A 15,635-nucleotide genomic window follows, 5' to 3' on the forward strand; every position below is an offset into this window, starting at 1 on the left:
AATCACAAGAAAACACATCTTCGCGACAGATAAGTGAGCCTTAACTCCGTGCACGGACTCGACCCCCGCCTGCTCGCCACCCTCGAAGCCGTCGTGCGGCACGGCTCCTTCAGCGCCGCCGCACGCGAACTCGGCTACAGCGCGCCCGCCGTCTCCCAGCAGATCGCCGAACTCGAACGCCGGGCCGGCCTCAGGGTGCTGGAGCGGCGTCCCGTTCGCGTCACACCGGCCGGCGAAGTCCTCCTCGGCGCGGAGCAGGGCGTCCGCAGCACGCTGGCGGCGGCGTCGGTCGAACTCGGCGCCATGCGCGCCGGGACGGCCGGACGGATCCGGCTCGGCGCCTTTGCCTCGGCCGCCACGGGCATCGTTCCGCAGGCGCTGGCCCGACTCCACGCGGCCTACCCCCACGTGCAGGTCAGCCTCAGCCAGCTGGAGCCCGAAGCCGGCTACAACCGGCTCAAGCGGGGGGACATGGACCTGGCGCTCAGCTACGACTACGACTTCATCCCCGTCCCGCCGCCGCGGATGCTGCGCCGGACGCTGGTCGCACGGGATCCGGTGGTGGCCGTCGTCCCGGCGCGCCACCGCCTGGCCGACCGGGAGGTCATCGACCTGGCCAGCCTCGCCTCCGAGACGTGGATCGCCGCTCCGGAGGCCGCACTGCGCCTGGAACTGCTCTCGCAGATGGCCAACACGCCCGGCTTCCAGGCTCGTCTGCAATACGAGGGGGACGACTTCAACACGGTGCTGGGGTTCGTGGCCGCGGGCCTGTGCGTGGCCGTCATGCCGCGACTCGCCCTGCCCCGCACGCACACCCAGGTGGTGGCCCGCCCCTTGGCCGAGCCGCAGCTGACGCGCTTCATCTACGCCGTCCGCATCGACACCCGGCACGCCCCGCGCGTCGTCCTGGACCTGGAGGAGATGCTCGCCGCCCAAGCGCTGGCCGCGCTCGCGTAAGGCGCACGACGTCCCGGGGTCGCGCGGGTGAACGGATCGTGGGGGAACGTGAAAAGCGGCCAACTTGACGGCCGTCGCACGCGCGTAGACCTCACCGGCGCGCCCGACTTCCCGCCGTGTCCGACTACCGGACACTGTGGCTGAAAGTTAAACTATTGTGTGACGGGCCCACTACGTTTGCCGCGGTTGACGTTCCACCGAGAGGAATCCCCTCATGACCGCAGCCGACAGCGCGCCGGGAACGGCGCACGTCCTCACCGGCTACCGCCCCGAGGACGGCTTCATGGCCGCAGAGCTGGACCCGCCCCCGGCCGAGTACGTATGGCACGACGAGAACGCCGAACAGCAGGACCAGCGTTACGGCCCGGGAGTCGGCTACCAGCAGTGGCTGGCGGTGGACGCTCGCGACGGCGCCGTCTGGTTCGGCGACACCGACTGGCGGGCCCCGCAGGAGTCCGCTGGCAGCAGGCTCCCGGGCATCCCCCGCAGGGCACTCGGCGACGGGATCGTCCCCGACCCCGGCATCATGGTGCAGCTGCTCGGCCACCTGAGCCACGACGAACAACGCGGCTGCACATGGCGCTTCTTCGACGCCGGGGAACTGCACGCGCTCGCGGTGCGCGTCCTGCCCGCCGTGCAGCGGCTCGTGGACTCGATCCACCGGATCGGGCCCGGAGGCGAGCTCGAGTGGTCGGCCGAGGCGGCCACCGCATGGGACGACATCGAACAGGCCGCGACCCCCGCCTTCGACCCCTCCGGGAAACTCCACTGGACCAGACCGCGCACCACACCGGTCCCGGCCTGGCGCGTCGAGGTCGGCGCCTTCCTGGCCGCCAACCCCGGGCTGTGCGACCCCTCCTGGGACCTGGCCACGGACGCGGAACTCGACACCTACGCCGACTACAGCCCCCCGAACGGCTATGGCGGCGTACCGGGCCGGATCTGCCGCGACGCCGACCAGCAGATAGAGGACGGCTTCACCTTCTACGGCCACCGCGCCGCCCTGTACGCCTACCGGGCACGGGCCTGCGGTGACCGTACTCCGACAGACGCCCGCGCCTGGCTCGAGACGACGGAGGCCGGGCGGGACACCTGGGAAGCGGCCAAGCCCCTCGGAGCCACCCTCGCCGACGTCCCCGACTGCGTGCTGGCGTCCCTGGCCGAAACGTTCCAGAACGCCGCGCACGAACACGGGCTGGCCCTGACGGGCCTGACCGCCCATCTCCGGCGGCTGCGCGGCGCGGAACGCTCCGCCGTCGACCGGCAACTCGTCCACGAGGGCGAGGAAGTCGAACGCCTCGAAAACGTGCTCAAGGACTTCCGCGCCGCACGCAACCGCACCGTGACGCGGATCCTGGCCTGGTCCGACGGACGCGGGGACGCGGAGATCGCCCGCCTGGCCTCCATGCCCGACGCATACGTCAGTGACTGGAGGGCCCGCCTCACCGACGAAGAGACCACCACGCCCTCCGGACCGTGAAGACGCGCGGCCACTGCCAGAGCGTCGGGCCCCGGCCTTGCGCTTGTCGTGGACGTCGAAGAACAGCGAGTGGAACCCGGCGTGTTCGGCGGCCCGGGGCACCTGGGCGAGGTACGGGATGTCCGCGGACCGCCGGGTGGCGGCTCCGGTACGGCCCTGGACAGCGGTGACGCTGCCGGGGTCGCGGCCGCCCCTGCAGGGGGGCAGGAAGCAGTGGGGATTCCCGCAGGCGGTGGAGCGCCGGCCCCGTGCGCGTTTCCCGTCATTCGAAGGCGGCGGCTGCCTCCTTCAGCGCGTGGGCCACGACCGCCGGGTCGTAGGGCGCCTGCGCTCCGGGGTTGTAGGTCACCGAGCGCAGGTGGCCGGTGTAGCGGAAGCTGCCGTGTCGTTCGTAGACCGGCCAGGAGACCGGGGACTTGCGGTCCACGCCCACGCTGATGCCCTGCAGTGGCGCCATGCCGATGAGCTGGTGGACGCTGTCCGAGCGGCCGGTCTCCACACCGTCGATCAGGATGCGGAACTCCCAGCGTAGACCCTCCTCCGCGGTGGCCGAGAGCGTGACGCTGCGCCGGCCCGCCGGCAGCGGGCCGGCATCGGTCTCGTGCAGCTCGCCGTACTCGTTGTAGGCGAACCGCAGCCGCCCGTCTTCCACGTACAGGCTGTAGCCGCCGCCCTGGTCGCCGTGCGAGACCAGCACGCCCTGGTCCGAGACGGCGTGCTCGTCGAGATCGACCGTGACGTCGAAGGAACGGAAGGAGATGAGCCGGGAGGAGCGGTACCGCTCCAGCTCGGGTGTGCCCGCCAGCAGGGTGAGGGGACGGTGAAACCGCTCCTCGGCGGGGTTGCGGCGGGCCAGCGCGCCGCTGCCGTCGGCGAGCGGGAAGACACCGTCGCGCCAGGCCGCCGCCTCCCAGGCCGCGGCCAGTTCCTTCACCACCTCCGGGTGGTCCTCGGCGACGTCGGTGGTTTCGGTCGGGTCGGTGCGCAGGTCGTACAGGGCCCATTCACCGTCGTCGTACGGTGTGCCGGGACGGTGGAGCGTGACCAGCTTCCAGCCGTCCCGGTAGTAGCTGCGGTTGCCCGACATCTCGCAGTATTGCTCGGTGTGGGCGCTGGGTGTCCGCACGTCGCGCAGGACGGGGGCGAAGCTGACGCCGTCCAGCTCCTGCGCGGGCCGCGAGAGCCACCGTTCCGGGCGCCGCACGCCCGCGAGTTCCAGGAGCGTGGGGGTGATGTCGGTGACGTACTGGTACTGCTGCCGGATCCCGGAGTCGTCGGTGGCCCGCCGGAGTCCCTCGGGCCAGGAGATGACGAACGGCACGCGCACGCCGCCGGCGTAGGTCTGGCCCTTGTAGAGCCGGAAGGGGGTGTTGGAGGCCATGCCCCAGCCGCGCGGGTAGTGCACCAGGCTCTGCGGGCCGCCGATGAGGTCGGTGTCCCGGTCCACGTCCTCGTTCCAGTCGTCCGGGACGGGCTGGTGGACGAAGCGGCTGAAGTAGCTGCGCGTGCCCTCGGCGCCGCCTTCGCCGGTTCCGCCGTTGTCGGAGGTGAAGACGACGATGGTGTTGTCGAGTTCGCCGAGTGCGCGCAGAGTGCCGGTGAGCCGCCCGAGGTTCTGGTCGATGTTGTCGACCATCGCCGCGTAGACCTCCATGTAGCGGGCGTAGCGTCGCTGTTGCTCGGGGGCCAGCTCCTCCCAGGGGCCCACGTCGTGGCCCGTCTCGGAGTTGCGTCCCGGCAGGGCGGTTCCCTCGGGGAAGAGGCCGTCGGCGATCTGGCGGGCGAAGCGGGTGGTGCGCAGGGCGTCCCAGCCGCCGTCGTAGCGCCCGCGCTGGCGTTCGATGTCGGCGGGCTTGGCCTGGAGGGGGCCGTGGACGGCGTTGTGGGCGACGTACAGGAAGAACGGCTTGTCGGGGTCGTGCGCGCGGAGCGACTTCACCATGGAGATGGCCTCGTCGGTGATGTCGTCCGTGTAGTAGTAGCCGTCGGGCAGTTCGTCGATGTCCAGCGGGCTGTTGTCGCGGACCAGCTGGTGCGGGTGGAACAGGCTGGTCAGGCCCTCCAGTACGCCGTAGTACCGGTCGAAGCCCTTCTGTAGCGGCCAGTTGCGCCGGTCGTCGGCGGCGTTGGACGCCGAGTCGCGGGTCAGGTGCCACTTGCCGACGGCGTACGTGGCGTAGCCCGCGTCGTGCAGGACCTCGGCCAGGGTGGGGACGTCTTCGCCGACCTCCATGCCGTAGCCGGGGAAACCGGGGTCGAAGTTGGCGACGGTCGAGTACCCGACCCGGTGCGGGTTGAGACCCGTGAGCAGCGCGGCGCGGGCGGGGGAGCACAGGGGCATGGTGTGGTAGTTGGCCAGCCGCAGACCGTCCTCGGCCAGTCCGTCGAGTACGGGGGTGGGGACCTCGGAGCCGAACGGGCCGATGTCGCTGTAGCCCATGTCGTCCACGAGGACCACGACGATGTTCGGGGCGCGGCCGCCGGGCCGGCGCGGCGGCTGCCAGGAGGGCTCGGACTCGGCGAAGGTACGGCCCACCTTTCCGGCGAAACCGTCGTAGGGATCGCGGCGGTTCGGGGTGCCGGGAGTACGCGGGTTGGTCATGGGCGGAGCTCCTTCGGAGAGGACGGGGCGGTCCGGGGAACGGCCCCGAGCAGGGTGCGGGTGTAGGGGTGGGCGGGACGTGTGCAGACCTGGTCGGCCGCGCCGGTCTCGACGACCTGCCCGCGGTGCATCACGGCGATGCGATGACTGATCTGCCGCACCACCGCGAGATCGTGGGCGATGAACAACAGGGCGAGTCCGAGGTCGCGTTGCACGTCGGTCAGGAGGTTGACGACCTGGGCCTGGACGGAGACGTCGAGGGCGGAGACGGGCTCGTCGCAGATGAGGACCGACGGCTCGGGGGCCAGCGCGCGGGCGATGCCGATGCGCTGGCGTTGACCGCCGGAGAACGCGTGCGGATGGCGCCCGGCGACGTCCGGATCGAGGCCGACCTGCCGTAGCAGAGCGGCCACCCGCTCCGCCCGTTCCGCGCGGTCGCCGAGGCCGTGCGCGATCAGCGGCTCGGCGATGATCTGGCCCACGGTCATCCGGGGGTTGAGGGAGGAGAAGGGGTCCTGGAAGACCATCTGGACCTCACGGCGCAGCGCCTTGGCCGTCTCGGGGGACGCGGCGGAAAGCTCCCGCCCCCGGAAGCGGATGCCTCCGGAGGTCGGTTCGTACACCTGGACGAGGGTGCGCGCGAGCGTGGACTTCCCCGATCCCGACTCGCCCACGATCCCCAGCGTCTCACCGGGGTGCAGGACGAGGTCGACTCCGTCCAGGGCGACCACCGGATCGCGTCGTCCGGCCCGGCCCCGGCCGGGGAAGGTCTTGCGCAGCGCGGTGACCTCCAGCAGCGGCGTGGCGGACGGGTCGGCGGACGGCTGGGCTCCGCGGTCGTCGGCGGGTTCCCGGCCGACGGTGAAGTCCTTCGGGCCGGTGACCCAGCACGCGGAGCGGACGCCATCCGCGCTTGCGGTCAGCGGGGGCGCCTGCTCGCGGCAACGGTCCTCGGCCAGCGGGCACCGGGGTGTGAAGCCGCACCCCTCGGCGGGGGCGGCGGGGTCGGGCGGGCTGCCGGGAATGCCGAGCAGGCGGGTGCCCGAAGGGGATTCCAGGCGCGGCACGGCCGCCAGCAGTCCGGCGGTGTAAGGGTGTCGGGGGAGGGTGAGCACACGCTCGGTGGGTCCGTCCTCGACGACCGTTCCTCCGTACATCACCATCACCCGGCGGCAGACGCGCGCGACGACTCCGATGTCGTGGGTGACGAGGACGAGAGCGGTGCCGGTTTCCCGGTTCAGCCGTTCCAGCAGTTGCAGGATCTGGTCCTGGACGGTGGCGTCGAGCGCGGTGGTCGGTTCGTCGGCGATCAGTACGTCGGGTTCGTTGGCGAGCGCGAGGGAGATCATCACGCGCTGGCGCATGCCGCCGGAGAACTGGTGCGGGTGGTCGTCGATCCGCCGTGCGGGATCGGGAATGCCGACCAGGCCCAGGAGTTCGAGCGCGCGGGCCCGACGCGAACGCCGGTCGCCGCGCCCGTGGGCGCGCATCGCCTCGTCCAGGTGCTGTCCGATGGAGAGCACCGGGTTGAGGGAGGCCATCGGGTCCTGGAAGACCATTGCGACCCGGCTCCCCCGGACGCGGCGCAGCGCCTCCTCACCGGCCGCGACGAGGTCTTCCCCGTCGAGCAGGACGGAGCCGCCGGTGACGCGGCCGCCACCCGGCAGCATGCGCGTGAGCGAGAGGGCCAGGGTGGATTTGCCCGAGCCGGACTCGCCCACGATGCCCAGCGTCTCGCCCGCGCCGAGGGAGAAGTCGACGCCCCGGACAGCCCGCACGGTACCGGCACCGAGGGGGAATGCGACGTGCAGGCCGCGTACGTCGAGCAGCGCAGCGGCGCGTCCGGCAGCGGTGATGGTGCCGGTGGCGGAGTGGGTCGTGGCTGGGCTCACTGTCGGATCCCCCGGTTCAGGGCTTCCGCGACGAGGGTGAAGCCGACGACGAGTGCGGTCACCGCGATCAGCGGCGCCACGGCGAAAGTGGCATGGGTGCCCACGTAGGACGTGGACTGGCTGAGGATGCTGCCGAGGGAGGGCTCCGGCGGCCGGATGCCGACGCCGATGAAGCTCATGGCGCCCTCGATGAACACGGCGATCGACAGGGCGGTGGCGATCTGCACCACGACGGGGTCGATCGCGTTGGGCAGCACGTGGCGGACCAGGACGCGCAGCCGCCCCGCGCCGCCCACCCGTGCGGCGACGGCGTACTCGCGCTCGCGCTGTACGAGGACGGCGCCCCGCAGCAGCCGCCCGAAGGCGGGCGCCTCCGCCAGCGCGATCACGACCACGACCGGCAGTCGTCCCGGCCCCCAGATGGCGGTGATGGTCAGGGCGAGGATCAGGCCGGGGAAGGCCAGCACCAGGTCGAAGGCCCGCTGGACGGCGACATCGGCGGCCCGCGAGGAGACGGAGAGCAGCGCGAGGGCGCAACCCGCCGCGGCGGCGACGGGCACGGCCACGAGGCCGATGGCGAGGTCGGCGCGGATGCCGTGGAGCACCCGGCTGAACAGGTCGCGCCCGAGGTCGTCGGTGCCGAACGGATGCCCCGTCGACGGACCGGCCAGTGCGTCACCGCTCTGTGCCAGTGGATCGGCGGACGTGAGCAGCGGAGCCAGCAGTCCGGCCAGTGCGACCGCGGACACCAGCGCGAGGCCGGCGATGCCGCGGGCACTGAGCAGTCCGGCGAGGTAGCGGTTGCGGGCGCGCAGCGAGGAGGACGTGGCCGTGATGGTCATGGTCACGCCCACCTGATCCGGGGGTCCAGCCAGGCGTAGACGAGGTCGGTGAGCAGCTGCACGGCGACGAACACCGCGACCAGCAGCAGGAGCAGTGCCTGGACCACGGGGTAGTCGCGGCGGATCACACCCTGTTCGGCGAGCATGCCGAGCCCCGGCCAGGCGAAGACGGCCTCCACCAGCACCGCCCCGCTGAGCAACTGTCCGACCTGCATGCCGAGTACGGTGACCACGGGCGGCAGGGCGCCCGGCAGTGCGTGGCGCCAGACGATGCGCCGACGGCTGACGCCCAGGGCCGTGGCGGTGCGTACGTAGTCCTCGGCCAGGGCGCGCTCGAGGCCGTCCTTGAGGTAGCGGCCGAGGACGGCGGCGCTCGGCAGGGCGAGACACAGCGCCGGCAGCAGCAGGTACTGCAGGCCGATGTCGGGGGCGTCGAGCACCGACCGGTATCCGCCGGGGGGCAGCAGGCGCATGCCCACCGCGAACACCAGCACCAGCACGATCCCGGTCACGAACGGCGGCACGGCCAGCGAGGCGGTGGTGACCGCCTGCGCTGCGGCGCGCACCCCGCGGCCGCGCCCGGTCGCCCCCAGCAGCCCGAGGGCGAGGCCGAGCACGACCACCAGCACCAGCGCGCCGAGCGTCAGCTCCACCGTCCGGCCCAGCCCCTGACCGATCAGCTCGGAGACCTCGCCGCCGATGGCGTACGAGGGGCCGAGGTCGCCGTGCACGAGATCGCCGAGCCAGGTGACGTACTGGCTGGGCAGCGGGCGGTCCAGGCCGAGTCGGCCGCGGATCGCCTCGATGGCAGCGGGTCCGGCGTCCGGTCCCGCCAGGGTGGTGGCGGGGTCGCCGGGGATGAGGCGCAGGATGACGAAGATGACGAACGAGGCGAGCGCCAGGACGAGCAGCGCGGACGGAACCCTCTTCAACAGGTAGGAGCGCACGGCGTCACACCAGGTAGGCGTCGTCGAGGATGAGGTAGCCGAACTTGTTGAGGTCCGCTCCGTGGACCTTGGCCGTGGCGACCTCCACCGAAGCCTCCACCGCGAGGTCGATGATGAAGGCCTCGTCGAGGAGCTGGTCGCTGACCCGCTGGTAGGCCGCCAGCGCCTCGGGGCTCTCCGCGTCGCTCCGCACCCACGCCTCCCGTACCGCTTCGGTGTAGGCGGGCGAGCTGAACCGGGACGTGTTCTTTGCCTCGTTGAAGGGGTAGGCGCTGACGGCCAGGGTGGACGGGTGGACCTGGGCGAAGCCGTGGCCCATGGTCCACAGGGCCGGCATCTGCTGGGCGATCAGCTTCTTCTGCATGGTCGCCGAGTCGTAGGGCTGGAGCTCGGTGGTGATGCCGATCTGCTTCAGGTCGTACTGGATGATCTGGGCGATGGCCGTGACCCTGGGCACCGCGGCGTGGGCCAGCGGCAGGGACAGGGTGTCGTGGCCGGCCTCCTTCAGCAGGGCCCGCGCCTTGACCGGATCGTGCGTGTAGTGGGTGGCGTTGGCGTCGCTGTACGCGGGGGAGGACTTCGGCCACGGGGCGGCGCTCGCCTGGCCGTAGCCGCCGAGGACCTGCTTGACGATGCGCTCGCGGTCCACGGCCCAGGCGAGCGCCTGGCGTACGCGCTTGTCGCTGGTGTACTGCTCCGTGACGTTGACGCCGAGGTAGAGGGCGCCGGCGCCGGTGTCGTAGCCCCTGATACGGAACTGCTTGTCGTCCTTCAGCTGCGCCACGTCCTGGCCCCGGACGTCGAACGAGAGCTGTGACTGGGCGGTGCGCAGCGAGGAGAGCAGCGAATCGGGCTGCGGGATGATGCGTATCTCGACCTTGTCGAGGTAGGGACGGCCGGGCTGCCAGTAGCGCTCGTTGCGCGCGAAGCTGAGGGAAGAGCCGGGGCTGCGGCCGGTGAAGGTGTAGGGCCCGGTGCCGATGAGCTGCTTGCCGGCGACCGCGTCCTCGACCGAGTCCTTGTCGGCGATGAACATGAACTCGAAGAGGTCGAACAGGTTGCTGACGGGATGCGCGAGACCGAGGGTGATCTCGTGGTCGCCCCGCTTCTCGAACGAGGTGACCGCGGCCGCCGTGGATCTCAACTGGGCGGCGCGCACGGGGTTCTGGAGGTTCTGCACCGCGAAGATGACGTCGTCCGCCGTGAACTTGCGGCCGTTGTGGAAGGTGACGTCGTCGCGGAGCACGAAGGTGATGCTCTTGCCGTCCGGGGCCACCTGCCAGGACTTCGCCAGCTCCGGCTGCGGCCGCAGCTTGTCGTCGTAGCGGGTGAGGGTGTTGAACACCAGGCGTGGGACGAGCGTCATCGCGCTCACCGCGAAGAGCAGGGCCGGAGTGAAGTCGACACCGTGCGCGACCGTCAGGGTGCCGCCCCTGCGGGGGCTCGCCGAGGCGGCGGGTGCGCTGTCGTCGACCGCGGAGCGGCAGGCGCCCAGCGTCATGAGGACGGAGCCGGCGCCCAGGGCGCGCAACAGGCCCCGGCGGGAGAGGTGGGGGAGCGTGGTCATGATGGAACCGCCTTGGCGATGGGGAAATCGAGAAGAGAAGTTAATTGCGATCTGAGCGGAACTAATTACCTGCAGGTGGGACCCGGTGCGGTCCATCGCAGGCGGTGGCGGCGCGGCGGTCCGGTCGGGAGCGCGGGGCGCGGGGTGCGGTACGAGGGTGTGGCCGGCCGCGTCTCACCGGTGGTCCCGTCGGGCGGGAACGGAGCCGGGGCGGCCCGGAGGCAGGCTGAAACCGCAGAAGTCAGCGAGGACAGCCCGGCGACGGCACGGCACAGATCGCGCTGGCGTGCCGACAAAGGTCGACATGCCTGCGGGAAACGAGCCGCACGGTCGGGGTCATGCGCGCAGGTTGTCAGACACCCGGTGATTGGTCAAACGCCACTGTTCGCAGTGGATCACCGTAGATGTTGGCCAGAACAGCCGTGCCGGCCGCGACGTCCAGAGCCCGCTCCCCGGTACCCGGCGCGACGATCCGCTCCGGGTCGTCGCACAGGTGCGAGCGCCCGACCGCCTCCGTGCGGATCGCGTCGAGGTACCTCGGATGGGCTCCTGAGAACGTCTCGTGCACGACCACCACGTCCGGGTTGACCAGGTCGGCCAGCAGCGCGACCGCCCGGCCGATCAGCCGTGCCCGGCGCCGCACCAGACGGTCGGCGCCGGGATGTCCCGCCGCCACGGCCTCGGAGAGCAGCGCGCGGTCGGGTTCGGCGATGATGCCCAGCTCAGTGGCCTCCTCGAACAGGGCGGTGTCGGAGACGACGGCCTCGAAGCAGCCGGTCCGCCCGCAGGGACACTTCACCCGGCTGCCGGGGACGGGCTGATGGGCCAGGTCACTGGTGGCCGCGCGCGGGCCGAGGTGCACCCGGCCGCCACTGCCCAGAGCCGCGTCGACCACATGGCCCACGAAGATCGCCACGATGCTGTGCTGGGCGTCGGGGTGGCCGAAGAGGATCTCCGACTGGGCGAGGGCGCGCGCGTGATTGTCGACGTACACCGGCAGTCCGGTGGCTCGTTCCAGTGCGGCGCGCAGCGGTACGTCGTACCACCCGAGCGGCTCATGCCGCACCGCGATCCCCCGCTCCGGATCCACTCTTCCCCCCAGCACCGCGCCCACACCCGCGATGCTGAGGGCGCCCTTGTGCGCGGCGAGGAAGGCCGGAAGCCGCCCGGTCACCCGTTCCAGGATCGCGGTCCGGCCGGGCCCCCGACTGCTCACGTCCTCCCGGGCCAGGATGCGTCCGCGCAGGTCGATCAGCGACAGCGTCGCGCCCGGCACTCCGATGTGCACACCGGCCACCGCGACCCGCCCGGAGTCGATGTCCACCGGAACCTGCGGGCGGCCGACGCCCGCCGCGGCGACCAGTTCGGGGCGCTCCCGCACCAGCCCGAGCCGGGCGAGGTCGAGCACCTGCCGTGAGACCGCCGCCGGGCTGAGCCCAGTGAGGGCGGCGATCCGCCTGCGCGCCACCGGACCGTGGTCGAGCACGGTACGCAGCACCGCGGAGGTGTTCGCCTCCCGTCGGCCGTCGCCGCCGCGGAGCTGTTGGTAGGGGCTGTTCAGCGGGGCGGGCATCTGTGGGGTCCTCACTCGGGCACGTGATTCCGGCGGGGAGGTCGCGCGTACGGACCGCGCGGGGAGCCGGGGTCCCGGTGCTGATCGTAGGCTGCCGCCGTCGTGGGCGGAGATGCCGATGTCCAGCTCGGCCATGGCGGCGACAGCGCGGTCGGCTGCTCCAGAGGTACACGCGCAGGCCCGCTTGGTGGTCGGTCCCTTCGTTTCAACGGGGTTGCTACATTGGCTCGATCATGGTGCGTGTGAAAGTGCTGGGCCCGCTGGAGCTGGTGGTCGGCGGGCAGTCCGTGCCGGCCGGGAGGCGGCACCAGCGGACCGTTCTGGGACGGCTGCTGGCAGCGCGGGGGTCGGCCGTGCCGGTCGACCGTATCGTCGCGGCGGTGTGGGAGGAGCAGCCGCCGGCCAAGCCGCGCAGTTCCCTGCACGTCTACATCTCCAACCTGCGCGGGCTCCTGGAGCCCGGCCGGCCTTCGCGTGGGGCGTCCAGCCTGCTCGTCAGCAGTCCGCAGGGGTACGCCCTTCGCCTTCCCGACGACGCCGTGGACGCCTGGGCCTTCGAATCGGCCGTGCACCGCGCACGCAGCGCACCTCCGGCGGAGGCGGTCCGGCTCCTCGAGGGCGCGCTACGGCTTTGGCGGGGCGAGGCGTACGCCGACTGGGACGGCGAGCCCTGGGCCGTGGCCGAAACGGCACGCCTGACCGAACTCCGCCTGACCGCTCAGGAGATGGCGATGGCGGCCGGGCTGGGAGCCGGGTGCGCACAGGAGGTGCTGTCGACTGCCGAGGCCCACGTACGCAGCCATCCGCTCCGCGAGGAGGGCTGGCGGCTGCTCGCCCTCGGGTTGTGGGCGACCGGCCGCCAGGGCGACGCCCTAGCGGCCCTGCGCCGGGCGGCCGCCGTGTGCGCGGAGGAACTCGGTCTGGATTCCGGGCCCGCTCTGCTGGAGTTGGAGCAGGCGATCCTCACCCGCCGCACCGAGGTCCTGCACGCCGCGGTGCCCGCGGCCGCGATCCGCGGGACGGGGGCTTCCTTGACGGATGCCGACCACCGGCGGGAGCCGGCGGTGCAGGTCCAGGGCGGAGCGGATCCGCTGCGTCCCCCCGTCGGCTCCGACGGACCCCCTCCGGCCGCAGCAGTGCGTACCGCGGACCGCAGCAGCGCCGGAGACGCCCGGCCCGCCGAGGCCTCCGGCAGGCCCGGGCTCACGGGGCGCCGCAGTAGCGGCCGGGTCTTCGTGGGGCGGGAGCGCGAGCTCGGTTCGCTGGCCGCCGCTGCCGGCGCGGCACTCCGAAGCGGTGCGGTCGCCCTGGTCTCCGGCGAGGCGGGTGCGGGCAAGTCCTCCCTGCTGGAATGTTTCTCCGCCGGGCTGCGGGCGCAGGGATGGACCGTCGTGGAGGGGCGCTGCCCGGACGACGAGGGTGCCCCCGCAGCCTGGGCGTGGGCGCAGGCTCTGGGCAGGCTGGCATCGGTGCTGCCCCCGGAGCCGGTCGGTCCGCTCGCTGCGTTGATCACCCCCGGCAGGCCGGTGGCTCACAGCGCGGCCGGCGATGCCACCGCGGGCCGCTTCCACCTCCACTCCGCCTTCAACCAGTGGCTGACGGCCGCAGCCGTGCACCGGCCGCTCGCCGTGTTCATCGACGACCTGCACGAGGCCGACGCGGAGACGTTGGCCCTGCTGGGCAGCGCCGCCGGTATCGACGGCGCCCCGCTCCTCGTCGTGGCGGCGTTCCGCCCGGGCCACGCCGACGCCCGTCTCGCCCCGCTGCTCGCCGCACTGGCGCGCCGCCAGCCCTTCCGGGTCGCCCTCGACGGCCTGGACAGGACCGAGGTCGCGGCGCTCGTCCGGGCCGTGTGCGGCGCGGACGTGGACGACCGCGTGGTCACCGTCCTCGCGGACCGGACCGGCGGAAACCCCTTCTACGTCACCGAAAGCGCCCGCCTGCTGGCGAGCGGGCAGGCGCAGGCAGCCGCGGCAGGGGTGCCCGACGGAATCCGCGACGTGGTGCGCGAACGCCTGGCCCGGCTGCCCGCCGGGGCCGCCGACATCCTGCGGCTCGCCGCCGTCGCGGGCACCGAGACGCACGTCGCGGTGCTCTCGGCCGCCGCCCCGGCCGCCGCCGTCATCGAGGCGCTGGAGGCCTGCGTCACCGCGGGCCTGCTCACCGAACCGGGCCCGGGGCGGGTCCGTTTCACCCACCCGCTGCTGCGCGACACCGTGTACGGCGATCTCACGGGCTTGCGCCGAGGCCTTCTGCACGGCCGGGTGGCCGAGGCCCTGGCCCGGCTCCGGCCCGACGACCTGTCCGCCCTCGCCCTGCACTTCACCCGCTCCGGAGACCCCCGCCACGCCGCCCAGGCCGTGGACCACTCCGTGCGCGCCGCCGCCCTCGCCGAGCACCGGTACGCCCACGACGTGAGCGCCGACCTGCTCCGCCAGGCCCTCGACGCGGCCGAGCTGATACCCGAGACTGCCGACGCGCGGGCCGAGCGGACCGTCGGCCTGCTCGGCGCGCTCACGCGCGCCCAGATCCGGGCCGGCTCGGGGGACGCCGCCGCACGCACCCGCCGCCGGGCCCTGGACTGCGCCCAGTACGCCGGCCGCGCCGATCTCGCCGTCGCGGCCTTCACGGCGTGGACCGAGCCCACACCGTGGCTCACCCGCAACCAGAGCACGGTCGACACGTACGTCGTCGACACCCTGGAGCAGCTGACCGCCCGCCCCGGGCTGGCGCCCGCCGACCGCGCGCGGCTCCTGCAGACGCTGGTGGAGGAGCTGCCCGACGACACGGGAGAACGGGCGGCCGGGCTCGCCGAGCGGCAGCTGGCCCTCGCGCGCTCCACCGGCGACCCGGCCCTGCTCGCGGCGGCGCTCACCACCATGACCAAGCTGCTGCCGCACGAGCACCAGGCCTCCGGCTGCGCACCCGTCGTCGCCGAACTCCGCGAACTGACCCGGCGCCACGATCTGCCCGCCTACCGATGGGTGTGCGAACAGGCGGACGCGATGATCGCCGCGATCGGCAACGACGCCGAACAGGTCGATCGCCACGCCCACGAAGGCCTGGCCCTGGCCCGTCGCTACCGGATGCCCGAGGCGGAGGCGGCGAGCCTGTCCACCCTCGCGATGCTCGCCCACGCCCGCGGCCACTTCACGGAAGCCGAGCACCTGTACGAGCAGGTGCGCGAACGCCTGGTACGACACAACGCGCCCCGCGCCGCCGACCTCCATGCCCGGGGGATCATCACCATCAGACTGAGCCAGGGCCGGATCGCGGAGGTCGAAGCCCCGGCGCGCGCCCTGCATGCGGCGTGGGGCACCCGCGGCGGCGAGGCCCTGGCCCTGGTTCTGGCGCTCCAGGGCCGTACCGAGGAGGCGCGCGCCGTCCGGTTCGACACCTTGCCCGTACCGGACCACTTCTACGGCGTACGGCTCGGCGCGCGTGCCCGACTGGCCCGCCTGCTGGGCGACACCGCGGCGGCGGCCGCCCTCGTGCCGCTGCTCCTGCCCCTGCGGCAACAGTTCGGATCCGCCGCCACCACCGCCTTCTGCACCCGCCCGCTCGCCCTCGCGCTGGGCGAGGTGTACGCGCTGCTGGGCGACACGGCAGCCGCGCGGGACGCCTTCCGGCAGGCCGCGGACGTCGCACGCAAGTGGGACTCCCCCCACGCGCTGGCCGCTGCCGAAGAGGCCGAGCGCGCGCCGGCCGGCTGACGAGGCCCTCACCCTGGCAAGACCGGAGACTGCCGGCGAGCCCCCCGACCGGCGGGCGCCGC

Annotated in this window: 10 protein-coding genes; 3 read left to right on the plus strand and 7 right to left on the minus strand. The window is 72.8% G+C overall.

Annotation, left to right across the window (positions count from 1 at the left end; translation table 11 throughout):
• Positions 1–48 precede the first annotated feature (48 nt).
• Positions 49–957 carry a LysR family transcriptional regulator gene (locus OHA91_RS32505; protein ID WP_031156599.1) on the plus strand — a complete coding sequence of 303 codons (909 nt, stop codon included), beginning with the start codon at positions 49–51 and terminating at the stop codon, positions 955–957.
• A 214-nt stretch (positions 958–1,171) separates the two neighbouring features.
• Positions 1,172–2,437, plus strand: coding sequence for a hypothetical protein (locus tag OHA91_RS32510; RefSeq protein WP_328740529.1), 1,266 nt, complete (start codon positions 1,172–1,174; stop codon positions 2,435–2,437).
• A 262-nt stretch (positions 2,438–2,699) separates the two neighbouring features.
• Here OHA91_RS32510 and OHA91_RS32515 read toward each other — a convergent pair whose 3' ends face one another.
• The 7 genes from OHA91_RS32515 to OHA91_RS32545 form a co-directional block, all read right to left on the minus strand.
• Positions 2,700–5,039, minus strand: a complete 2,340-nt coding sequence (locus OHA91_RS32515) for an arylsulfatase (RefSeq protein ID WP_328740530.1) — start codon at positions 5,037–5,039, stop codon at positions 2,700–2,702.
• Positions 5,036–6,931, minus strand: a complete 1,896-nt coding sequence (locus tag OHA91_RS32520; RefSeq protein WP_381701186.1) for an ABC transporter ATP-binding protein — start codon at positions 6,929–6,931, stop codon at positions 5,036–5,038. Before OHA91_RS32520 ends, OHA91_RS32515 begins: the two co-directional genes overlap by 4 nt.
• Positions 6,928–7,773 carry an ABC transporter permease gene (locus OHA91_RS32525; protein WP_266503559.1) on the minus strand — a complete coding sequence of 282 codons (846 nt, stop codon included), beginning with the start codon at positions 7,771–7,773 and terminating at the stop codon, positions 6,928–6,930. Before OHA91_RS32525 ends, OHA91_RS32520 begins: the two co-directional genes overlap by 4 nt.
• Positions 7,774–7,775: 2 nt before the next feature.
• Positions 7,776–8,720, minus strand: coding sequence for an ABC transporter permease (locus OHA91_RS32530; protein ID WP_328740531.1), 945 nt, complete (start codon positions 8,718–8,720; stop codon positions 7,776–7,778).
• Between the two features lie 4 nt (positions 8,721–8,724).
• The gene (locus OHA91_RS32535) at positions 8,725–10,287 is read right to left on the minus strand and encodes an ABC transporter substrate-binding protein (RefSeq protein ID WP_266503562.1); all 1,563 of its coding nucleotides are present in this window, start codon (positions 10,285–10,287) and stop codon (positions 8,725–8,727) included.
• Positions 10,288–10,528: 241 nt separating this feature from the next.
• A complete protein-coding gene (locus OHA91_RS32540) occupies positions 10,529–10,627 on the minus strand; it encodes a putative leader peptide (protein WP_328740532.1) in 99 nt (32 codons plus the stop codon).
• A 12-nt stretch (positions 10,628–10,639) separates the two neighbouring features.
• Positions 10,640–11,860 (minus strand): ROK family transcriptional regulator, encoded by a 1,221-nt coding sequence (locus OHA91_RS32545; protein WP_266503564.1) that lies wholly within the window; start codon positions 11,858–11,860, stop codon positions 10,640–10,642.
• Positions 11,861–12,093: 233 nt separating this feature from the next.
• Between OHA91_RS32545 and OHA91_RS32550 the strand changes: the two genes are divergently transcribed.
• The gene (locus OHA91_RS32550; protein WP_328740533.1) at positions 12,094–15,573 is read left to right on the plus strand and encodes a BTAD domain-containing putative transcriptional regulator; all 3,480 of its coding nucleotides are present in this window, start codon (positions 12,094–12,096) and stop codon (positions 15,571–15,573) included.
• The last annotated feature ends 62 nt before the right edge of the window (positions 15,574–15,635 follow it).

It is taken from the genome of Streptomyces erythrochromogenes, from assembly GCF_036170895.1.
Lineage (GTDB): Bacteria > Actinomycetota > Actinomycetes > Streptomycetales > Streptomycetaceae > Streptomyces > Streptomyces erythrochromogenes.

What these genes read in the sequence shown, in the direction of transcription:
- OHA91_RS32510 (WP_328740529.1), top strand. Translation starts at nt 1,172, where the DNA reads ATGACCGCAGCCGACAGCGCGCCGGGAACGGCGCACGTCCTCACCGGC.
- OHA91_RS32515 (WP_328740530.1), bottom strand. Translation starts at nt 5,039, where the DNA reads ATGACCAACCCGCGTACTCCCGGCACCCCGAACCGCCGCGATCCCTAC.
- OHA91_RS32525 (WP_266503559.1), bottom strand. Translation starts at nt 7,773, where the DNA reads ATGACCATCACGGCCACGTCCTCCTCGCTGCGCGCCCGCAACCGCTAC.
- OHA91_RS32535 (WP_266503562.1), bottom strand. Translation starts at nt 10,287, where the DNA reads ATGACCACGCTCCCCCACCTCTCCCGCCGGGGCCTGTTGCGCGCCCTG.
- OHA91_RS32540 (WP_328740532.1), bottom strand. Translation starts at nt 10,627, where the DNA reads ATGACCCCGACCGTGCGGCTCGTTTCCCGCAGGCATGTCGACCTTTGT.
- OHA91_RS32545 (WP_266503564.1), bottom strand. Translation starts at nt 11,860, where the DNA reads ATGCCCGCCCCGCTGAACAGCCCCTACCAACAGCTCCGCGGCGGCGAC.
- OHA91_RS32550 (WP_328740533.1), top strand. Translation starts at nt 12,094, where the DNA reads ATGGTGCGTGTGAAAGTGCTGGGCCCGCTGGAGCTGGTGGTCGGCGGG.